Source organism: Pseudomonas entomophila, from assembly GCF_029478665.1.
Taxonomy (GTDB): domain Bacteria; phylum Pseudomonadota; class Gammaproteobacteria; order Pseudomonadales; family Pseudomonadaceae; genus Aquipseudomonas; species Aquipseudomonas entomophila_F.
Map to the genome: position 1 here is coordinate 64,025 of NZ_JARPQB010000027.1, position 18,921 is coordinate 82,945.

Genomic DNA, 18,921 nt, shown 5'->3' on the forward strand with positions numbered 1-18,921 from the left:
TGATCCAGATCTTCACCCGCCGTGGCAGCGGCCCGGGCCTGCAGCCGCGCCTGCGCCTGGCGGCCGGCAGCAATCAGACCTGGCAACGCAGCCTGGGCCTGTCCGGTGGCAATGGCGCAACGCGCTTCAACCTCGGCGCCAGCCTGGACGAAACGGCCGGCATCGACTCCACCGGGCCGTCATATGCCAGCGATAGCGACCATGACGCCTATCGCAACCGTGCGTTCAACCTCAGCCTGAGCCACACCTTCAACGAGCGTTTCGAAGCGGGCCTGAACCTGCTCGAGAACCGTGGGCGTCGCGAGTTCGACGAGCCTCGTGGCAGCAGCCCGAAGGTGCCCTACTCGAACTTTGCCGTCAGCAGCCTGGGCAGTTACCTCGATGCCCAGCTTACCGAGCGATGGCATTCCCGGCTGGAGGTGGCTCACAGCGAGAACCGCGACGACAGCCGTGACAAGCTCACGCACCAGAGCTCGCCATTCAACACCTATCGCGACCAAGTCACCTGGCAGAACGACCTGACCCTGGATGACGAAAACAGCGTGCTGCTGGGTGGCGAGTGGTACGAGGACCGGGTACACGCGGCCACCGACTTCAACGAGGACAGTCGCTGGAACCGCGCGGTGTTCGCCCAGCATCGCTTCCAGGGCGAACACTTCTCGACCGAACTTGGCGTACGCCACGACGAGAACCAGCAATTCGGCGGCCAGACCACCTGGAGCGGCAGCCTTACCCTGCCGTTGAACAGTCGCAATGACCTGCTGCTGTCCTACAGCGAGGGCTTCCGCGCCCCTACGTTCAACGACCTCTACTACCCCGGCTTCAGCAACCCTGATCTGAAGCCGGAGCACTCGAAGTCCTATGAAGTGCAATGGCGCAGCCAGCTGACCGACAGCAGCCGCCTGGAAACCTCGCTCTATCGCACCGACTTGCGAGACGCCATCAGCTACGACGCAGACACCAGAAACATGGGCAACGTCGCCCAGGCCCGCATCAACGGCTTCGAGATGGCGCTGGACCAGCAATGGGGTGCCTGGACATCGCAACTCGGCCTGGCACTGGTCGACCCACGCGACCGAAAGAGCGGCCACACTCTCGCCCGTCGTGCACGCCGCACCCTGAGCCTGGATATCGACCGTCAATTCGACCGTTTCAATGTCGGTGCCAGCTGGCAGGCCGTCAGCGGCAGCTATAACGACGAAACCAACAATGCACCCATCGGTGGCTACGGGCTGTTGGGCATTCGCGGTGGCTGGGCGGCTACCCGTGAGCTGAAGCTCGACCTCAAGCTCGACAACCTGCTGGACAAGCGTTACAGCCGCAATCTCTACAACTTCCAGGGGCATGACTACGGCTATCGCGAAGAAGGCCGCACCTGGCTGCTGAGCGTCACCTGGACGCCGGCGCTCTAGCCTCAAGCAATGCGCACAAGCGGGCGGTGGCCTCGATCATCTGTCCGCTGGGCCTCTCCAGACCTTTGTCGGGGACAACCAGCAAGCGCTGCCCTTTCACGGCGCTCAACTGCGGCCAGCTACGCCAACTGGCCAGCTGCGCCACGTCACCCGCCAGGATCACCTCGGGGTCGCGCAACAGCACCGATTCCACACTGACTTGCGGCGCGGGTTGGGCCAAGTCATCGAATACATTGCGCGCCCCGCAGACGCGCAAGGCGTCACTGACCACCTGACGCCCACCCAGGGTGTACAGCGGTTTGTCCCAGACCTGGTAGAACACTCGCAACGGCACTTCACGCCGGTACTGTTCCCGCAGCCCATGCAGCCGCTCACGCAAACGGGTGGCATAGGCCTGGCCTTGCTCGTCACGGCCGATGCGCTGGGCGATGGCTTCGATCTGCTCGATCAACTGGTCAAGGTCGCCAGGCTCGCCGCTGAACGTGGCGATGCCCAGGCGCCTGAGCTGGTCGCGCTGGGCAGGTGCCACGCTCCCGGGCCAGAGCAGCAGCAGGTCGGGCTTGAGGCTGAGCAGGCGCTCCATGTCGAGCTGGCCATGGCGGCCGACGGAGGGAAGACGGGCCAGTGCCTGCGGACGTTCGCCGCCGTCGAGCACGCCAACCAGCAGGTCGCCAGCCTCCAGCTCAAGCACGATCTCGGTCATCGACGGCGCCAGGCTGACCACGCGTGGCGCAGCTTCGGCCAAGGCGCCGCAGCACAACAGCGCGATACCGGCGAGCAGTGCCCGCATCAGCCCAACTGACGCGGAATGCGATAGAGGTACAAGATCACCACGGTAGACAACGCCAGCAGGATCTGTGGCACCGCTTCGAGCCCCACCAGCACCGACAGCGCGGCCACCCAGGCGGGGAAACAGGCGAACAGCATGGCCAGGCGCCGCACCCGGGCCAGCTCGATCCAGGCACCGGGTTCTTCCGGCGTGCCCAGTTGCTTGTCGGTGGCGATCAATGCCCGCTTGTAGGCGCCGAAACGCGGCAGGCTGAGGAACATGGTCGCGGCCCCGGCGATGAACAACGGCATGGCCAGCACCGGGATCAGCGGTTCGCCAGCGCCGAACGCCCAGGCCATCACCGGCAACGGCACCAGGCCCACGGCCAGGTACTGCCACCAGGCCAGGGCCAGCCGGCGCTTCACCTCGTTGCGGGTCACGCCTGGGGCACCTCGCCCTGGTGCTTGTTGCCCATCATGTGGCCAAGCTTGTCGGCCTTGGTGGCCAGGTACAGGCGGTTGTGCGGGTTGTGGCCGGTGTGCAGCGGCACGCGCTCGGCGACCTTGATGCTCATGTCGGTCAACGCCTTGACCTTGCGCGGGTTGTTGGTCATCAGGCGCAGCGAGGTCACGCCCAGGTGCTCGAGCATCGGCAGGCACATGGCGTAGTCGCGCTGGTCGGCGGCGAAGCCCAGGCGTTCGTTGGCCTCGACGGTGTCGGCGCCGCCGTCCTGCAGCTCGTAGGCGCGGATCTTGTTCAGCAGGCCGATGCCACGGCCTTCCTGGCGCAGGTACAGCAGCACGCCACGGCCTTCACGGGCGATGGCCTGCAGCGCGGCCTCCAGTTGCGAGCCGCAGTCGCAACGCTGGCTGAACAGGGCATCGCCGGTCAGGCACTCGGAGTGCAGGCGCCCCAGCACCGGCTCACCGTCCGCGATGTCACCCAGGCTGAGCACCACGTGCTCACGGCCAGTGGCTTCGTCGAGGAAGCCATGCATGGTGAAGATCGCAAAGGGGGTCGGGAGTTTGGAGGCGGCGACAAAGACGACGGGCACGTTGTGCTCCTGGAAAGTAGGAATATTCAGATCGGCCGATTGTATCAGCAGCCCGGCGCCGGTGCGCAGGCTGAATATCGCGGCTTAAGATCGAAAAGTTCGATGCTTATAGAGGCGCCATTAGCCCTCGTACCGCTGCTTTCGGGTTCAAGACAACCTGTAGGAGCCGGCTTTGCCGGCGAACCAGGCAACGCGGTGAAGGGCACCGGCTACGCCGGTGTTCGCCGGCAAAGCCGGCTCCTACACGGTCGGCGACTAGTGAGGCTGACTGTCGCCGGTGAACGGATAAGGCTGCTTCCAGCGCTCGAAGATCGGCTTCAGCTCGCCACTGCGCACCAGCACCTCCATGCGCCGGTCGAACAGGTCGCGCAGGGCCTTGCCCTGTTCGCTGTCGGCGAATGCCAGGTACAACGGCAACTCGGCCACATGAGTGAGCTTGAACTGCTTGGGGTCGGGCGCCTGGCCGAGCACGTAGTTCACCTCGGTCTCGGCATCGATGTAGAAATCCACCCGGTCATGCTCGAGCATCGGCAGGATGCCCTCGCGGCGTTGGATCTCGCGGAAATTCCTGGCATTGGGCAGGTAGCTGGCGTAGTCGTAGCCCCGCACCCAGGCCAGGCGGAACTGGCCGATGTTGTCGAGGGTGGGTGCCGGTTTGCTGGCCAGGCCCAGGGCGTAGATATGGTCCATGTCGAAATGCCAGCGCGGGTAGAGGTTGTTGGGGTTCTCCTCCTTGTAGGAGCCCACCCAGGCATCCGCCTCGCCCCGCTTGACCAAACCCACCGCGCGGCTGTACGGCGCGCTCTGCGGCTTGAGCTTGACGCCGGCCGGCTCGAACACCTTGCGCATCACGTCCCAGGCCAGCCCGGTGCCGTCCTTGTTGGTGTAGTCGAGCCACTCCTCGCTGACCAGGCGCACCTGCGTCGGAGCCTCCCGGGCCATGGCACCGGTGCCCGCGACAAGCAGCATCACTGCCAGCAATACAGTCCTGAACCCCATCACAACGCTCCCTGTTTCAGGCCACCGCCCACACCAGCACCTGCATGCCCAGCCAGGCGAACACGCCGGCCAGGATATCGTCGAGCATGATCCCGAAGCCGCCATGCACATGGCGGTCGATCCAGCGGATCGGCCACGGCTTGAGGATGTCGAAGAAGCGGAACATCAGGAACCCCGCCAGCAGCCACTGCCAGCCCTCCGGCACCAGCCACAGGGTGATCCACATGCCGACGATCTCGTCCCAGACAATGCCTTCGTGGTCATGGACGCGCAAGTCGCTGGCCACCTTGCCGCACAGCCACACGCCGAACAGCATGCTGATGCCCAGCAGCAGCCAATAGCCCCAGTCGGGCAGCATCTGCCACAGCGGGATGAACGGCAGCGCCACCAGCGAACCCCAGGTACCCGGGGCCTTGGGCAGGGTGCCGGAGCCGAAGCCGAACGCGATGAAGTGCCACGGGTTGCGCCAGACCGAAGGCGGAACGAACTCCGCAGGCACCTGGTTGGGGTGGTCGGTCACGGTGACTCCCTGAAATGTTGATAACCCCGCTGTGCGGGGGTGATGTCCTGGCCCTGCGGGTCGCGCAGGGTCACGCCCTGGCCTTCCAGCACACGGCCAATGACGTGCACCTGGTCGGCCAGGGATGAAAGCGCGTATTCCGGCAGGGTGAACGCCAGCACGTAGTCGTCGCCACCGGTGAGCGCCGCGTGCACTGCCGCCTCGCGGCCAAGGAACGCCTGCAAGGGAGCAGACACGGGAACCTGCGCCAGGTTCACCTCCAGCGCCACGCCGGACGCCTTGGCGATATGCCCGCAGTCGGCCAGCAGCCCGTCGGAGATGTCCAGTGCCGCCGTGGCCAGGCCACGCAGGCGCTCGCCCAGCTGCAGTTGCGGCAGCGGCGACCAGTAATGCGCCAGCAGCGGCGCGGCTACATCATTAGCCGCTTCGCGCTCGCCCAGCACCAGCGGCAATGCACCTGCCGCGTTCCCCAGAAAACCACCGACGCACAGCAAGTCGCCCGGCCGTGCACCGCTGCGACGCAGCGCCTGGCCGGCCGGCACGCGGCCGAACACGGTCACGGTGATGCTCAACGGGCCACGGGTGGTGTCGCCACCAATCAGCGTCATGCTGCAACGCTGGGCCATGCGACCGAGGCCGTCGGCATAAGCCGCGAGCCAGTCGGGGCCGACTTCGGGCAGCGTGAGGGCCAGGGTGAAGCCGATGGGCGTGGCGCCCATGGCCGCGAGGTCGCTGGCCGCCACGGCAAGCGAGCGCTGGCCGAGCAGCAGGGGGTCGCAGATTGCGGGAAAGTGCACACCGGCCACGAGCGTGTCGGTGGAAACCGCCAGCTGTTCGCCAGCGGGAAGGTCCAGCAGGGCGCAGTCGTCGCCGATACCCAGGGCCACGCCCTCGCCGCCCTGCGCACAGGGCGCGGCGGCGAAGTAGTGGCTGATCAGCTCGAACTCACCCATGGCTCGACAGCGCCGCGATCAGCGCTTGTTCGCCCGGACTTCCGCTTCACGCAGACGCGGAGCCAGCTTGTCCAGCACGCCGTTGACGAACTTGTGCCCGTCGGTGGCGCCGAAGACTTTCGCCAGTTCCACACCTTCGTTGATCACCACGCGGTACGGCACGTCGGCGCGCATCATGAATTCCCAGGCGGACAGGCGCAGCACCGACAGCTCGACCGGGTCGAGTTCTTCCAGTGGCGTATCCAGGCAGGGCTTCAGAGCCTCGTCGATCTCGACCTTCTTCGCCGGGACCCCGTGCAGGATCTCGCGGAAGTAGGCGCCGTCGACATCGGAGAAATCGTTATCGACCCGGAACTGCGCTTCCACTTCGTTCAGCGAGTGCTTGGCCATGTGCCACTGGTAGAGGGCTTGCGTGGCGAGCTTGCGGGCTTCGCGACGCTTGGCGCTCTTCGAGGGCTTGCCGGCATCCGCAGGTTTTGGATCGCGCGGGTTGAAACGATCGCTTTCGTCGCTAATCACTTGGCCTCCAACTGCGCCAGCAGGCTGACCATTTCCAGGGCGGACAGGGCCGCTTCGGCACCTTTGTTGCCAGCCTTGGTGCCGGAACGCTCGATGGCTTGCTCGATGGAGTCGACGGTCAGTACGCCGAAGGCCACCGGAACACCGAACTCCATGGACACCTGGGCCAGGCCCTTGGTGCACTCGCCCGCCACGTATTCGAAGTGCGGGGTACCGCCACGGATCACTGCGCCCAGGGCGATGATCGCGTCGTAAGCGCCTTGCTGGGCGACTTTCTGTGCCACCAGCGGGATCTCGAACGCGCCCGGGGCACGGATGATGGTGATGTCGCTTTCGCTGACGCCATGGCGTACCAGGGCATCGACTGCGCCGCTAACCAGGCTTTCGACGACGAAGCTGTTGAAGCGGCCAACCACCAAAGCATAGCGACCTTTGGGGGCGATGAAGGTACCTTCGATGGTCTTCAGGGTCATTCCGGAGTTCTCATCTTCAAGAGCGAGGCCGCGCAGTGGCGGCCTCGGGAGGGTTTTGACTCGAGTCTAGGGGCGATCAGGCCGCCTCAAGTCACTCGGAGGGCACGTATTCTACAACTTCCAGATCGAATCCGGATATCGCATTGAACTTCATTGGCGAACTCATCAGGCGCATCTTGCGCACGCCGAGGTCGCGCAGTATCTGCGAACCGGCACCGACGGTGCTGTAGGTGGTCGGTGCCTTGGGCTGCGCATCGCCCGCGCTCTCGCGGATGTGCGCCAGCAGCACGTCGCCGTCCAGCGGGTGGCCCAGCAGCAGCACCACGCCGCTGCCGGCCTCGGCCACGGCGGCCATGGCGGCGCGCAGGCTCCAGCGGCCCGGCTGCTTGACCATCAGCAGATCGCGCAGCGGGTCCATGTTGTGCACGCGCACCAGCGTCGGTTCGTCGGCGCAGATCTTGCCCAGCGTCAGGGCCATGTGCACGTCGCCTTCCACCGCGTCGCGGTAGGTGACCAGGTTGAACTGGCCCAGCTCGCTGTCCAGCGGCTGCTCGGAGACGCGCTGCACGGTACGCTCGTGGATCATGCGGTAGTGGATCAGGTCGGCGATGGTGCCGATCTTGAGGTTGTGCTCGGCGGCGAACACTTCCAGCTCGGCGCGGCGCGACATGGTGCCGTCGTCGTTCATCACTTCGCAGATCACGCCGCTCGGCTCGAAGCCGGCCATGCGCGCCAGGTCGCAGGCCGCCTCGGTATGGCCGGCGCGGGCGAGGGTGCCGCCGGGCTGGGCCATCAGCGGGAAGATGTGGCCGGGGCTGACGATGTCCTCGGCCTTGGCGTCTTTGGCGGCGGCGGCCTGCACGGTACGCGCGCGGTCGGCGGCGGAGATGCCGGTGGTGACGCCTTCGGCGGCCTCGATCGACACGGTGAACTTGGTGCCGAAACCAGAACCGTTGCGCGGCGCCATCAGCGGCAGCTTGAGCGTTTCGCAGCGCTCGCGGGTCATGGGCATGCAGATCAGGCCACGGGCGTGCTTGGCCATGAAGTTGATGTGCTCGGGCAGGCAGCATTCGGCTGCCATGATGATGTCGCCTTCGTTCTCGCGGTCTTCGTCATCCATGAGGATGACCATTTTGCCCTGGCGGATGTCTTCGACCAGTTCTTCGATGCTGTTGAGCGCCACGCGGCACCCCCTTCTCAATCAGGATTTCAAGAAGCCGTTGGCGGCCAGGAAGCTTTCGGTGATGCCACTGCCCTTGCTCGGTTCGGCGGCCTTGTCGCCCAGCAGCAGACGCTCCAGGTAACGGGCCAGCAGGTCGACCTCAAGGTTCACCCGACGCCCTGCGCGGTAGTCGGCCATGATGGTTTCGGACAGGGTGTGCGGGACGATGGTCAGCTCGAACTCGGCGCCATCGACTTCGTTGACCGTCAGGCTGGTGCCGTCGACGGTGATCGAGCCCTTGTGGGCGATGTACTTGGCCAGCTCTTTCGGGGCGCGCACGCGGAACTGGATGGCGCGGGCGTTATCGGCGCGCGAGACGATCTCGCCGACACCGTCGACGTGGCCGCTGACCAGGTGGCCGCCCAGGCGGGTGGTGGGGGTCAGGGCCTTTTCCAGGTTGACCCGGCTGCCGCTCTTGAGGTCGACCATGGCGGTACGCTTCAGCGTTTCGACACTGACGTCGGCCCAGAAGCCGTCGCCAGGCAGTTCGACGGCGGTCAGGCACACGCCGTTGACGGCGATGCTGTCGCCCAGCTTGACGTCGCCCAAGTCGAGCTTGCCGGTTTCCACGTAGACGCGCACGTCACCGCCCTTGGGGGTCATGCTGCGGATGGTGCCGATGGATTCGATGATGCCGGTGAACATGGTGTTCTCCTAGATACGGGCTGCGCGGGGCAGGCCAGGCATTATACGCCGGGGGCCGGCAAGGGGATGGCAGTGACTCGCCAGTCATCGCCGACCGCGCGCATTTCGGTGATTTTCAGCCGTGGCGCCTCGCTCATTTTCGACAACGGCCAGTCCAGCAACGGGCGGGCCTCGGAGCCGAGGAAGGTGCCAGCGACGAACAGCTGGAACTCGTCGACCAGGCCCTGGCGGGCGAAGGCGCCGACCAGGCCGGCGCCGGCCTCCAGCAAGATCTCGTTGACACCGCGTTCGGCCAGGCGGCGCAGCAGCGCGGTCAGGTCGACCTGGCCGTCGTCGCCCGGCAGATTGAGCAGTTCATGGCCGGCAGCAGCGTAGCGCGGATCATCGCCCGCAGCGGTGACCACCAGCGCCGGGCCGGCCTGGAAGAACGGTGCGTCCAGCAGCAGGCGCAGGCGCCCGTCGACCAGCACCCGCAGCGGCGGGCGCGACAGGGCCAGGGCGGTGAGCTCGCTGTCCAGCCCGAGCTCTGCGCCACGCACGGTCATCCGGGCGTTGTCCTGCAACACGCTCTGGGCGCTGGTCAGCACCACGCTGGAGCGGGCGCGCAGGCGCTGCACCGCGGCACGGGCGGCGGGGCCGGTGATCCACTGGCTCTCGCCGCTGGCCATGGCGGTGCGGCCGTCCAGGCTCATGGCCAGCTTGGCGCGGACGAACGGCAGGCCATGCTCCATGCGTTTCAGGAAGCCGGGGTTCAGTGCCCGCGCCTCGGCTTCGAGCACGCCGCTGGCCACCTCGATACCGGCCTCGCGCAGGCGCCGCAGGCCATTACCGGCCACTTGCGGGTTGGGGTCCTGCATGGCCGCCACGACCCGCGCCACGCCCGCCTTGACCAGCGCCTCGGCGCACGGCGGCGTGCGACCGTGGTGACTGCACGGTTCGAGAGTGACATAGGCACAGGCGCCGCGGGCACGCTCACCGGCCTGGCGCAGGGCATGCACCTCGGCATGGGGCTCGCCGGCACGTACATGCCAGCCTTCGCCGACCACCTCGCCATCGCGCACGATCACGCAACCGACGCGTGGGTTGGGGTGGGTCGTGTAGAGGCCCTTGCGGGCCAGCTCCACGGCCCGGGCCATGTAATGAGCGTCGAGAATGGCTTGGCTGGACATGCTTACTCTTTAGCCGGCTCGCGGGCCAGGCGGTCGATTTCTTCGCGGAACTCGTCGAGGTCCTGGAAGCGTCGGTAGACCGAGGCGAAACGGATGTAGGCGACTTCGTCGAGCTTGCGCAGCTCGGCCATCACCATTTCACCCACCACCAGCGACTTCACCTCGCGCTCGCCGGTGGCGCGCAACCGGCTCTTGATGTGCGCCAGCGCCGCTTCCAGGCGTTCGATACTCACCGGGCGCTTCTCCAGCGCCCGCTGCATGCCGGCGCGCAGCTTGTCTTCGTCGAAGGGCTGGCGCGTGCCGTCCTGCTTGATCAGCCGGGGCAGGACCAGCTCGGCGGTCTCGAAGGTGGTGAAGCGCTCGCCGCAGGCGACACACTCGCGGCGGCGGCGCACTTGCTCGCCCTCGGCGACAAGACGAGAGTCGATGACCTTGGTGTCGTTGGCACCGCAAAACGGACAGTGCATGGTGGCAGGCAACAAAAAAAGGGAGGGCCATGGTAGCGCATTGCACTGGCAAGACAAGCCAAAGGGTTTACCATCCATGCAAATCTGCCCGTGAAGGACTCCCCCATGCATCATCGCGCACTCATCGTGCTGTGCTGCGCCGTTCTGCTCGCCGCCTGCGGCAGCGACCGGCCCAAGTCCGAGCAAGCCCCGGCGCCCGCACCGGCCAAGGTGGCCAGGAAAGCCCAGCCGCTGGGCCCGCTGCCGGCCTACCAGCGCGAACTGAGCGGCACCCTGCTGGAAGTCCCGGCCGGCGCCGACGTGGAACTGGCCCTGCTGGTCATCGACGAGCGTGGCCGCCCACAGCAACTGCTCGCCAGCAGCACCCTGACCGGCACCGGCCAGGCCCTGCCCTATCACCTGCGCTTCAACCCCGAAGTATTCCCCGCCGGTGGCCGGGTCGAGCTGCGCGGCCGCGCCAGCCAATCAGGCCAGCTGATCCTGCACCTGCCGCCCGTGCGTATCGCCCAGGCCGAAACCCAGGCTACCGGCCCGCTGCGCTTCGAAAAGGCCCCGTAGGATGGCCCCGCAAGCCCTGCAACAGGCCCTGAGCGGCCTGATCGGTGAAGCGCGCCTGGTGGTCAGCGAACTGCCCGGCTGCGCCCTGAAACTCTGGCTGATCGACGACCAGAATATGGACCGCGCCTTCAGCAGCGAGGAAACCCGGCGCATCCTGGAAGAGCCGCCCTACTGGAGCTTCTGCTGGGCCAGCGGCCTGGCCATGGCCCGCTATCTCGCCGAACACCCGGAATGGGTGCGGGGCAAGCGCGTGCTGGACTTCGGCGCGGGCTCCGGCATTGCCGGCATTGCCGCCGCCCAGGCCGGCGCCCTGGAAGTGGTGGCCTGCGACCTCGACCCGCTGGCCCTGGATGCCTGTCGCGCCAACGCCGCGCTGAACCAGGTCGAACTGGGCTACAGCAGCGACTTCTTCGCCGAAGCCGACCGTTTCGACCTGATCCTGGTCGCCGATGTGCTCTACGATCGCGCCAATCTGCCACTACTGGACGCGTTCCTCAGCCGTGGCCGCCAGGCGCTGGTGGCCGACTCGCGGGTGCGCGACTTCAGCCACCCGCTATACCGCTCGCTGGGCGTGCTCGAGGCGCTGACCCTGCCGGACCTGGCCGAGCCGCACGAATTCCGCCGGGTCAGCCTGTACCATGCCAGCCGCGAGCCTTTATAGTGGGGCATTCACGTTTGCGAGAGTCGCGATGAGCCAAGCTCCTGATAACACAAGCCTGCCGTACATCTTCGATGCCACCGATGCCACCTTCCAGCAGCTGGTCATCGAGAACTCCTTCCACAAGCCCGTGCTGGTGGACTTCTGGGCCGAATGGTGCGCGCCCTGCAAGGCGCTGATGCCGCTGCTGGCGAAGATCACCGAGGGCTATCAGGGCGAGCTGCTGCTGGCCAAGATCAACTGCGACGTCGAGCAGCAGGTGGTGGCCCAGTTCGGCATCCGCAGCCTGCCGACCGTGGTGCTGTTCAAGGACGGCCAGCCGGTGGACGGCTTTGCCGGCGCCCAGCCCGAGTCGGCCATCCGCGCCATGCTCGAACCCCATGTGCAGATGCCCGCGCCACCGACCGCCGCGCCGCTGGAGCAGGCCAAGGCGCTGTTCGCCGAAAGCCGTTTCAGCGAAGCCGAAGCCCTGCTGCAGGTGCTGCTGGGTGAAGACAACAGCAACGCCGAGGCGCTGATCCTCTACGCCCGCTGCCTGGCTGAGCGGGGCGAACTGGGCGAGGCGCAGGTGGTGCTCGACGCGGTCAAGACCGACGAGCACAAGGCCGCCCTGGCCGGCGCCAAGGCCCAGCTGACCTTCCTGCGCCAGGCCGCCAGCCTGCCGGAAGCCGCCGAGCTCAAGACCCGCCTGGCGCAGAACCCGCAGGACGACGAAGCGGCCTACCAGCTGTGCATCCAGCAGCTGGCGCGCCAGCAATATGAAGCGGCATTGGATGGGCTGCTGAAGCTGTTCCAGCGCAATCGCGCTTACGAGAATGGGCTACCGCAGAAAGCGTTGCTGCAAGTGTTCGAACTGCTGGGCAACGAGCATCCGCTGGTCGGCGTGTACCGTCGCAAGCTATCGGCGGCGATGTTCTGAGATAGACCGCTGTTCGCCAGCAAGGCTGGCTCCTACAGGTATCACGCCGCCCGAGGGTGCATACACTGTAGGAGCCAGCCTTGCTGGCGAATGGCAGCAACACGGTCACCCCACCCAGTGATACACCGGCGCATCCGCGCCACTTTCCACCTTCACCTCACTGCTGTGGCGCAAGCGCACCAGCAGCCGCTTGCCCGCCGCCACACTGCCAGCCAACCCTTCCAGGCGCTCCAGCAACTCCGGCCCGCCCATCTGCCCCGCCTGGCGCAGCACCTCGCGCGCGGCCAGCCACTGCCCGTCATCCTGGCGCGGCGCCGGGCCAGCGCTGGCCTGAACGGCCTCGACCACGACAGGCGCCTCCAGCCGACGCCCAAGCTGCGCCCACTCTTCAGGCGCCAGCTCGATGGTCAAGTCCACCGGCCAGTCACCGATCTGTCCACGAATTCTCACGCTGCCTTCCTCGATCCTGGGCTTGAATGCAGCCATGCTCCCACGAACATGAAACCTGTGCCAGGCGGGCTGGCGAGGCAAACAGAAGTTGTTATAACATTACCAAATCCTTCCAAGCCGCCCCTGGAGCCGTCCATGCGTCGTCTGCTGCTCGCCCTGCCCTTCGCCCTGCTTCCCCTGGCCGTGGCCCATGCCCACGACGACCATGACCACGACACCCTCGGTGCCCACGAGCACGGCGTGGCCAAGCTCAATGTGGTGCTCGACGGCAACACCCTCGAACTGGGGCTGGACAGCCCGGCGATGAACCTGGTGGGCTTCGAGCACGTCGCCAGCACCGATGCCGACAAGGCCAAGGTCACCGCCGCCCGCCAGCAGCTGGAACAACCGCTGAAGCTGTTCGGCCTGGCCCTGGCCGCTGGCTGCACCGAGGAGAACCAGGAACTGGAGAGCCCGCTGTTCGAGGCCGGCGACAAGCAGGCGCAAGGTCACCAGCACGCCGACATCGAAGCCCATTACCAGCTGACTTGCGCCAACCCCGACAAGCTCACCCGCATCGACCTCGCGCCGCTGTTCAAGACCTTCCCGCAAACCCAGAAGGTCAATGTGCAACTGATCGGCCCGAACGGCCAGAAAGGCACGGAAGCGACGTCCGCCAAGGCCGTGGTCGTGTTCTGAATGCGCCAGCCGTTGATCGACCTGCATGACCTGGTGTTCGCCTGGCCCGGCCAGGCGCCGCTGCTGGATATTCCCGCGTTTCGCCTGGAGCCGGGCGAGGCGCTGTTCCTCAAGGGCCCCAGCGGCAGCGGCAAGACCACCCTGCTCGGCCTGTTGGGCGGTGTGAACCGCCCGGGCCAGGGCAGTATCCAGTTGCTTGGCCAGGACCTGGCGGCGCTGGGCCAGGGCGCCCGTGACCGCTTCCGGGTCGATCACACCGGCTACATCTTCCAGCAGTTCAACCTGCTGCCGTTTCTCTCGGTGCGCGAGAACGTCGAGCTGCCCTGCCGCTTCTCGAAAAGCCGTGCCACCCGCGCCGCCCAGCGCCATGGCAGCGTTGACCAGGCCGCCGCGCAACTGCTCGCGCACCTGGGGCTGGACGACCCGGCCCTGCTCGCCCGCCGCGCCGACAGCTTGTCGATCGGCCAGCAGCAACGGGTGGCCGCGGCCCGGGCGCTGATCGGCCAGCCGGAACTGGTGATCGCCGACGAGCCCACCTCCGCGCTCGACGCCGACACCCGCGAGGCGTTCATCCGCCTGCTGTTCGCCGAATGCCGCGCAGCCGGTTCCAGCCTGCTGTTCGTCAGCCATGACCAGAGCCTGGCGCCACTGTTCGACCGACACCTGTCCCTGGCCGAGCTCAATCGCGCCGCCAAGCCCCGGGAGGCCTGATGTACCTGCTCCGCCTTGCCCTGGCCAGCCTGGCCAACCGCCGCTTTACCGCCCTGCTCACCGCCTTCGCCATCGCCCTGTCGGTGTGCCTGCTGCTGGCCGTCGAGCGCGTGCGCACCGAAGCCCGCGCCAGCTTCGCCAGCACCATCAGCGGCACCGACCTGATCGTCGGCGCCCGCTCGGGGTCGGTGAACCTGCTGCTGTATTCGGTGTTTCGCATCGGCAACGCCACCAACAACATCCGCTGGGACAGCTACGAGCACTACGCCAAGGACCCACGGGTGAAATGGGCGATCCCCATCTCCCTGGGCGACTCGCACCGCGGCTACCGGGTGATGGGCACCACCGGCGACTACTTCAGCCACTACCAGTACGGCCGGCGCCAACACCTGGCGCTGGGCCAGGGCCGCCCGTTCGGCGACAACCCGTTCGAGGTGGTGCTCGGCGCCGAAGTCGCCGAAGCGCTGCACTACACGCTCGGCGACAAGCTGGTGCTGGCCCATGGCGTGGCCGCCATCAGCCTGGTCAAGCACGATGACAAGCCGTTTACCGTGGTCGGGGTGCTCGAGCGTACTGGCACGCCGGTAGACCGCACCCTGCACATCAGCCTGGCCGGCATGGAGGCGATCCACATCGACTGGCACAACGGCGTGCCGGCCCGCGGCGCCGGGCGCATCAGCGCCGAACAAGCGCGTACGATGGACCTGCAACCCACGGCCATCACCGCCTTCATGCTCGGCCTGAACAACAAGATCGCCACCTTCAGCCTGCAGCGCGAGCTCAACGAATACCGCGGCGAGCCGCTGCTGGCGATCCTCCCCGGCGTGGCCCTGCAGGAACTGTGGAGCCTGATGGGCACTGCTGAACAGGCGCTGTTCGTGGTGTCGCTGTTCGTGGTGCTGACCGGGTTGATCGGCATGCTCACGGCGATCCTCACCAGCCTCAACGAACGCCGCCGGGAAATGGCCATCCTGCGCTCGGTGGGCGCACGGCCGTGGCATATCGCCGGGCTGCTGGTGCTCGAGGCACTGGCCCTGGCGCTGGCCGGCATCGCGGCCGGGCTGGGGTTGCTGTATACCGGGATCGCCCTGGCCCAGGGCTATGTGCAGGCCAACTATGGGCTTTACTTGCCGCTGGCCTGGCCGAGCGCTCATGAGTGGACGCTGCTGGCCATCATCCTTGGCGCGGCGTTGCTGATGGGCAGCGTGCCGGCATGGCGCGCCTATCGGCAGTCGCTGGCCGACGGTCTGTCGATTCACCTGTGAGAGTACCCATGCACATTCATCGCATCTTCGTTGCCTGGGTTCGCCGGCAAGCCGGCTCCTACAGATGGGGCGCGCTTTCCGTGCTCCTGCTTGCGCTGGTGTTCGTCATGCCCGCCGGTTGGGCTGCCGAACCCCGCGAACTGGACTGGCCGGCCCTGATCCCCGAAGGCGCCCCGGTCATCCCGCCGCAGCTGACGCCCCTGCACGACCTGTCGCGGATCAGCGACGCGCTCTCGGCCGAAGCCGCGCCCGCCGCCCGCCAGCAGGCGCCGAATGCCCCAGTGGTCAAGGCGCTGGACGGCCAGCCGGTGAAGATCCCCGGCTACATCGTGCCCCTGGAAGTCAGCGACGAGGGCCGCACCACCGAGTTCCTCCTGGTGCCGTACTACGGCGCCTGCATTCACGTGCCACCGCCGCCGTCGAACCAGATCGTGCACATTTTCAGCGAGATGGGCGTGCGCGTCGAAGACCTCTACCAGCCCTACTGGATCGAAGGGACGATGCAGGTCAAGGCCTCCAGCAGCGAGTTGGCCGACGCGGGTTACCAGATGGAAGCCGAGAAAATCTACGCTTACGAGCTGAAGTGAGAACAGGTTGCACTGTGTGAAACCGCTTCGTTGAGCTGGGTCAAACTTTCTGTTTAGTCAGCTTCGTACCATTGGACTACTCGATTACTCACGTCCTTTGGGAGCTTCCATGAACAAGTCCTTGCTCAGTGCCTCGCTCGTCGCGCTGGCGCTCGCAGCGCCCGTCGCCCACGCCCACCAGGCGGGGGATTTCATCCTCCGCGCCGGCGCCATCACCACCGCGCCGAACGAAAACAGCGGCGACATCAAACTTGATGGCGCGAAGGTTTCGGGCACCAAGGCGACCCTGGACAGCGACACCCAACTGGGCCTGGCCTTCGCCTACATGCTGACCGACCACATCGGCCTGGAACTGCTGGCCGCCACGCCGTTCCAGCACACCGTCGGCGTCAAGGGCCTCGGCCCTGGCCTGGACGGCAAGCTGGCCGACATCAAGCAGCTGCCACCGACCCTGTCGCTGCAGTACTACCCGATGGAACCCACTTCGAAGTTCCAGCCTTACGCGGGCGTGGGCATCAACTACACCCTGTTCTTCGATGAAGACCTGAGCAGCAACCGCAAGGCCCAAGGTTTCAGCAACATGAAGCTGCAGGACTCGATCGGTATCGCCGGCCAGCTGGGCATGGACTACATGATCACCGACAACCTGCTGGTCAACGCCGCGGTCTGGTACGTCGACATCGACACCAAAGCCACCATCGACGGCCCGAGCGCCCTGGGCGTCGGCAAGACCAAGGTCGATGTGGACGTCGACCCTTGGGTCTACATGGTCGGTATCGGCTACAAGTTCTGACTCACCGCCGCCCTTGTAGGAGCCAGCCTTGCTGGCGAAGCTCCGCGCATTCGCCAGCAAGGCTGGCTCCTACAAGACGCAGCTGCATCAACCAGCAACACCAAGCCATTGCACCGCCCCCGCCCCACCGCCCTACACCCAGGTCGCCACGACCGCCCCAACCCGCTACCAAGCATTCGCGAGCGGTTCGCCGGCTAGGGCCAGGATCGCTCCTGTAGGAGCCGGCTTGCCGGCGAACCACACGTGAGGCGATACCCGATATCAGGCCTTGCCGAGCAACCGCGCCAGCCCTTCGGTGAACGGCGTCGGCGCGGGGAACTCGAACCGCGCCAGCAACCGCGCGTTGTCTGCCCGGGAATGGCGGATATCCCCGGAACGCGCCGGCCCATGGCTGACCGCTGGCAGCGTGCCAACCACCTGTTCCAGCGCCGACAGCAACTGGTTCAGCGAAGTCGCCTGGTTCAAACCGATATTCACCGCGCCCTCTTCGACCGCATCCTGCTCAAGGGCCTGGACCATCACCTGGACCAGATCCCCGACATAGAGGAAGTCACGAGTCTGCTCGCCATCGCCGAACACGGTGATCGGCTGACCGGCCAGGGCGCGCTCACAGAAGATGCTGATCACCCCGGAATACGGCGAGGACGGATCCTGCCGCGGCCCGAAGATATTGAAGAAGCGCAATACCACCGGCTCCAGCCCATGCTGGCGACGATAGAAATCCAGGTACTGCTCGCTGGCCAGCTTGTCCACCGCATAGGGGGTCAGTGGCGCCTTGGGAGTGTCCTCGACGATGGACTGACCCTCGCCGTTGTTGCCATACACCGCCGCGCTGGAGGCGAACAGCACGCGGCGCACGCCATTCAGGCGCATGGCCTCGCACACGTTGAGGGTGCCGATGAAGTTGCTCTGGTGGGTCTTGACCGGGTCTTCCACCGATGCCTGCACCGAAGCCACCGCCGCCAGGTGCACCACGGCCCGGCAACCGGCGGCGGCGCGAGCTACCAGGGCCGCGTCGGCGACATCGCCTTCGAGCAGTTCAAGCTGCGGATGACCGAGCTGGAGGTTCTCGCGCTTGCCAGTGGACAGGTCGTCGAGGATGCGCACCGCGTAGCCTTTTTCCAGCAACGCATCGCACAGGTGGGAGCCAATGAAGCCGGCACCGCCGGTGATCAGGATGGGGGCATCAGCCATGTCGGTAGAAACGGTCCAGTAGAGGCGGCAGGCCGGCGCGCCAAGCGCGCGGCTTGATGCCAAAGGTGTGAAGGATCTTCTTGCAGGCCAGTACCGCGTGCTGCGGCTCTTCGCTGGCATCCGGGCGGGCGGCATGGGCCTGCGCGGTGGGTTGCTGCACGGCCAGCTGGCGCCACTGCACGGCCTCGGCGAGGATCGCCTGGCCCAGCGCCAGCGGCGTGGTGGCCTCGTTGCCGGCGTAGTGATAGGTGCCCCACAGCGGCGCCTTGCAGTCGAGCTGCTTGAGCACCGAGAGAATCACCCGGGCAGCGTCGTCCACCGGGGTCGGGTTGCCACGGCGGTCGTCGGCCAGCAGCAGTTCCTGGGGTTGTTCGGCGCGGGTCAGGAAGCGCCCGAGCGCGCCGTCCAGGCTTTCATCCAGCAGCCAGCCGAAACGCACCAGCACATGCTGTGGGCAGGTGGCGCGCACGCTCTGCTCGATGCGCCACAGGGCCTGGCCACGCAGGCCGAGCGGCACCGGTTCGTCCTTCTCGCTGTAGGCGGTGGCGCGCGAGCCATCGAACACGCGGTAGCTGGAGGGTTGCACCAGCACGATCTCGTGGTGCTGGCACAGTTCGGCCAGCCGCTCCACCGCGCGCTCCTGCTGGGCCAGGCGTTGCTCGCTGACAGACTCGGCCTGGAACCAGTCGAAGTAGTACGCCAGGTTGACCAGCGCGTCGGGGCGGTGCTCGTCGAGCAGCAGCGTCAGGCTGGCCGGGTCCCAGCCGCCTTCCGGCGGGCGCGGCGCCAGGAACGCGATGTCTTCCTCGGCCCCGAGGCGAATCAGCGCTTGCCCGAGGGCATTGCCACCACCCAACAGCATCAGGCGCATACGCATAGAGTCAACAGGTCCGCTCAGGTCGAAGG

The 18,921-nt window shown here is 66.6% G+C and carries 24 protein-coding genes; 9 read left to right on the forward strand and 15 right to left on the reverse strand.

Translation table 11 applies throughout. The features are described 5' to 3' along the window. Window positions 1–1,412 (forward strand): TonB-dependent receptor domain-containing protein (locus tag P5705_RS15440; RefSeq protein ID WP_277461711.1); only part of this gene is annotated, 1,412 nt, incomplete at its 5' end. Here P5705_RS15440 and P5705_RS15445 read toward each other — a convergent pair. The 12 genes from P5705_RS15445 to nrdR all read right to left on the reverse strand — a co-directional run bounded on the left by P5705_RS15445 (window position 1,390) and on the right by nrdR (window position 10,202). Next, window positions 1,390–2,202 carry a cobalamin-binding protein gene (locus tag P5705_RS15445; protein WP_277461712.1) on the reverse strand — a complete coding sequence of 271 codons (813 nt, stop codon included), beginning with the start codon at window positions 2,200–2,202 and terminating at the stop codon, window positions 1,390–1,392. The genes P5705_RS15440 and P5705_RS15445 overlap by 23 nt on opposite strands. Next, window positions 2,202–2,621 carry an MFS transporter gene (locus P5705_RS15450; RefSeq protein ID WP_277461713.1) on the reverse strand — a complete coding sequence of 140 codons (420 nt, stop codon included), beginning with the start codon at window positions 2,619–2,621 and terminating at the stop codon, window positions 2,202–2,204. Before P5705_RS15450 ends, P5705_RS15445 begins: the two co-directional genes overlap by 1 nt. Continuing rightward, window positions 2,618–3,235 carry a GTP cyclohydrolase II gene (gene ribA, locus P5705_RS15455; protein ID WP_277461714.1) on the reverse strand — a complete coding sequence of 206 codons (618 nt, stop codon included), beginning with the start codon at window positions 3,233–3,235 and terminating at the stop codon, window positions 2,618–2,620. The genes P5705_RS15450 and ribA overlap by 4 nt, the downstream gene beginning before the upstream one ends. Before the next feature lie 255 nt (window positions 3,236–3,490). Continuing rightward, on the reverse strand, window positions 3,491–4,234 hold the full coding sequence (locus tag P5705_RS15460) for a substrate-binding periplasmic protein (protein ID WP_277461715.1): 744 nt from the start codon (window positions 4,232–4,234) through the stop codon (window positions 3,491–3,493). Window positions 4,235–4,250: 16 nt separating this feature from the next. Next, a complete protein-coding gene (locus P5705_RS15465) occupies window positions 4,251–4,754 on the reverse strand; it encodes a phosphatidylglycerophosphatase A family protein (protein WP_277461716.1) in 504 nt (167 codons plus the stop codon). Then, a complete protein-coding gene (thiL, locus tag P5705_RS15470; RefSeq protein WP_277461717.1) occupies window positions 4,751–5,707 on the reverse strand; it encodes a thiamine-phosphate kinase in 957 nt (318 codons plus the stop codon). Before thiL ends, P5705_RS15465 begins: the two co-directional genes overlap by 4 nt. A gap of 18 nt (window positions 5,708–5,725) precedes the next feature. Beyond that, window positions 5,726–6,226 (reverse strand): transcription antitermination factor NusB, encoded by a 501-nt coding sequence (nusB, locus tag P5705_RS15475; RefSeq protein ID WP_011531968.1) that lies wholly within the window; start codon window positions 6,224–6,226, stop codon window positions 5,726–5,728. Beyond that, window positions 6,223–6,699, reverse strand: a complete 477-nt coding sequence (gene ribH / locus P5705_RS15480; RefSeq protein WP_003255395.1) for a 6,7-dimethyl-8-ribityllumazine synthase — start codon at window positions 6,697–6,699, stop codon at window positions 6,223–6,225. The genes nusB and ribH overlap by 4 nt, the downstream gene beginning before the upstream one ends. A 91-nt stretch (window positions 6,700–6,790) precedes the next feature. After that, window positions 6,791–7,882: a bifunctional 3,4-dihydroxy-2-butanone-4-phosphate synthase/GTP cyclohydrolase II gene (ribBA, locus tag P5705_RS15485; protein ID WP_011531967.1), complete on the reverse strand. Its 1,092-nt coding sequence runs from the start codon at window positions 7,880–7,882 to the stop codon at window positions 6,791–6,793. A gap of 18 nt (window positions 7,883–7,900) precedes the next feature. Then, window positions 7,901–8,566: a riboflavin synthase gene (locus P5705_RS15490; protein WP_011531966.1), complete on the reverse strand. Its 666-nt coding sequence runs from the start codon at window positions 8,564–8,566 to the stop codon at window positions 7,901–7,903. 41 nt (window positions 8,567–8,607) lie between these two features. Beyond that, window positions 8,608–9,735: a bifunctional diaminohydroxyphosphoribosylaminopyrimidine deaminase/5-amino-6-(5-phosphoribosylamino)uracil reductase RibD gene (gene ribD, locus P5705_RS15495; protein ID WP_277461718.1), complete on the reverse strand. Its 1,128-nt coding sequence runs from the start codon at window positions 9,733–9,735 to the stop codon at window positions 8,608–8,610. Window positions 9,736–9,737: 2 nt separating this feature from the next. After that, entirely contained in the window at window positions 9,738–10,202 is a 465-nt protein-coding gene (nrdR, locus tag P5705_RS15500; RefSeq protein ID WP_011531964.1) for a transcriptional regulator NrdR, read from the reverse strand. Between the two features lie 105 nt (window positions 10,203–10,307). Here nrdR and P5705_RS15505 point away from each other — a divergent pair, with 105 nt between their 5' ends. Genes P5705_RS15505 through trxA form a run of 3 tightly spaced genes read left to right on the forward strand, consistent with a single transcriptional unit; the run spans window position 10,308 to window position 12,337 of the window. Then, window positions 10,308–10,760, forward strand: coding sequence for a hypothetical protein (locus P5705_RS15505; RefSeq protein ID WP_277461719.1), 453 nt, complete (start codon window positions 10,308–10,310; stop codon window positions 10,758–10,760). A 1-nt stretch (window position 10,761) separates the two neighbouring features. Next, window positions 10,762–11,421, forward strand: coding sequence for a class I SAM-dependent methyltransferase (locus tag P5705_RS15510; protein ID WP_277461720.1), 660 nt, complete (start codon window positions 10,762–10,764; stop codon window positions 11,419–11,421). Between the two features lie 28 nt (window positions 11,422–11,449). Further along, entirely contained in the window at window positions 11,450–12,337 is an 888-nt protein-coding gene (trxA, locus tag P5705_RS15515; RefSeq protein WP_277461721.1) for a thioredoxin, read from the forward strand. A 105-nt stretch (window positions 12,338–12,442) separates the two neighbouring features. Here trxA and P5705_RS15520 read toward each other — a convergent pair whose 3' ends face one another. Then, on the reverse strand, window positions 12,443–12,787 hold the full coding sequence (locus P5705_RS15520; RefSeq protein ID WP_277461723.1) for a hypothetical protein: 345 nt from the start codon (window positions 12,785–12,787) through the stop codon (window positions 12,443–12,445). A gap of 135 nt (window positions 12,788–12,922) precedes the next feature. Here P5705_RS15520 and P5705_RS15525 point away from each other — a divergent pair, with 135 nt between their 5' ends. The 5 genes from P5705_RS15525 to P5705_RS15545 all read left to right on the forward strand — a co-directional run bounded on the left by P5705_RS15525 (window position 12,923) and on the right by P5705_RS15545 (window position 16,821). Further along, the gene (locus P5705_RS15525) at window positions 12,923–13,465 is read left to right on the forward strand and encodes a DUF2796 domain-containing protein (protein ID WP_277461724.1); all 543 of its coding nucleotides are present in this window, start codon (window positions 12,923–12,925) and stop codon (window positions 13,463–13,465) included. Next, window positions 13,466–14,176 (forward strand): ABC transporter ATP-binding protein, encoded by a 711-nt coding sequence (locus tag P5705_RS15530; RefSeq protein ID WP_277461726.1) that lies wholly within the window; start codon window positions 13,466–13,468, stop codon window positions 14,174–14,176. Next, window positions 14,176–15,441 (forward strand): ABC transporter permease, encoded by a 1,266-nt coding sequence (locus P5705_RS15535; protein ID WP_277461728.1) that lies wholly within the window; start codon window positions 14,176–14,178, stop codon window positions 15,439–15,441. Before P5705_RS15530 ends, P5705_RS15535 begins: the two co-directional genes overlap by 1 nt. Before the next feature lie 107 nt (window positions 15,442–15,548). Beyond that, on the forward strand, window positions 15,549–16,028 hold the full coding sequence (locus P5705_RS15540; protein WP_277461777.1) for a DUF3299 domain-containing protein: 480 nt from the start codon (window positions 15,549–15,551) through the stop codon (window positions 16,026–16,028). A 109-nt stretch (window positions 16,029–16,137) separates the two neighbouring features. After that, window positions 16,138–16,821 carry an OmpW/AlkL family protein gene (locus P5705_RS15545; RefSeq protein ID WP_277461729.1) on the forward strand — a complete coding sequence of 228 codons (684 nt, stop codon included), beginning with the start codon at window positions 16,138–16,140 and terminating at the stop codon, window positions 16,819–16,821. Window positions 16,822–17,082: 261 nt separating this feature from the next. Here the strand turns inward: P5705_RS15545 and P5705_RS15550 are convergent, their stop codons facing one another. Continuing rightward, entirely contained in the window at window positions 17,083–18,015 is a 933-nt protein-coding gene (locus P5705_RS15550) for an NAD-dependent epimerase/dehydratase family protein (protein WP_277461731.1), read from the reverse strand. Next, window positions 18,008–18,892, reverse strand: a complete 885-nt coding sequence (locus P5705_RS15555; protein WP_213659359.1) for a sugar nucleotide-binding protein — start codon at window positions 18,890–18,892, stop codon at window positions 18,008–18,010. Before P5705_RS15555 ends, P5705_RS15550 begins: the two co-directional genes overlap by 8 nt. Window positions 18,893–18,921: the final 29 nt, after the last annotated feature.

Coding starts and splice junctions, on each gene's coding strand:
- P5705_RS15460 (WP_277461715.1), bottom strand. CDS start 4,234: ATGGGGTTCAGGACTGTATTGCTGGCAGTGATGCTGCTTGTCGCGGGC.
- P5705_RS15510 (WP_277461720.1), top strand. CDS start 10,762: ATGGCCCCGCAAGCCCTGCAACAGGCCCTGAGCGGCCTGATCGGTGAA.
- P5705_RS15530 (WP_277461726.1), top strand. CDS start 13,466: ATGCGCCAGCCGTTGATCGACCTGCATGACCTGGTGTTCGCCTGGCCC.
- P5705_RS15490 (WP_011531966.1), bottom strand. CDS start 8,566: ATGTTCACCGGCATCATCGAATCCATCGGCACCATCCGCAGCATGACC.
- P5705_RS15545 (WP_277461729.1), top strand. CDS start 16,138: ATGAACAAGTCCTTGCTCAGTGCCTCGCTCGTCGCGCTGGCGCTCGCA.
- nrdR (WP_011531964.1), bottom strand. CDS start 10,202: ATGCACTGTCCGTTTTGCGGTGCCAACGACACCAAGGTCATCGACTCT.
- trxA (WP_277461721.1), top strand. CDS start 11,450: ATGAGCCAAGCTCCTGATAACACAAGCCTGCCGTACATCTTCGATGCC.
- P5705_RS15550 (WP_277461731.1), bottom strand. CDS start 18,015: ATGGCTGATGCCCCCATCCTGATCACCGGCGGTGCCGGCTTCATTGGC.
- P5705_RS15445 (WP_277461712.1), bottom strand. CDS start 2,202: ATGCGGGCACTGCTCGCCGGTATCGCGCTGTTGTGCTGCGGCGCCTTG.
- thiL (WP_277461717.1), bottom strand. CDS start 5,707: ATGGGTGAGTTCGAGCTGATCAGCCACTACTTCGCCGCCGCGCCCTGT.
- ribH (WP_003255395.1), bottom strand. CDS start 6,699: ATGACCCTGAAGACCATCGAAGGTACCTTCATCGCCCCCAAAGGTCGC.
- ribD (WP_277461718.1), bottom strand. CDS start 9,735: ATGTCCAGCCAAGCCATTCTCGACGCTCATTACATGGCCCGGGCCGTG.
- P5705_RS15525 (WP_277461724.1), top strand. CDS start 12,923: ATGCGTCGTCTGCTGCTCGCCCTGCCCTTCGCCCTGCTTCCCCTGGCC.
- P5705_RS15505 (WP_277461719.1), top strand. CDS start 10,308: ATGCATCATCGCGCACTCATCGTGCTGTGCTGCGCCGTTCTGCTCGCC.
- P5705_RS15535 (WP_277461728.1), top strand. CDS start 14,176: ATGTACCTGCTCCGCCTTGCCCTGGCCAGCCTGGCCAACCGCCGCTTT.
- P5705_RS15540 (WP_277461777.1), top strand. CDS start 15,549: ATGCCCGCCGGTTGGGCTGCCGAACCCCGCGAACTGGACTGGCCGGCC.
- P5705_RS15555 (WP_213659359.1), bottom strand. CDS start 18,892: ATGCGTATGCGCCTGATGCTGTTGGGTGGTGGCAATGCCCTCGGGCAA.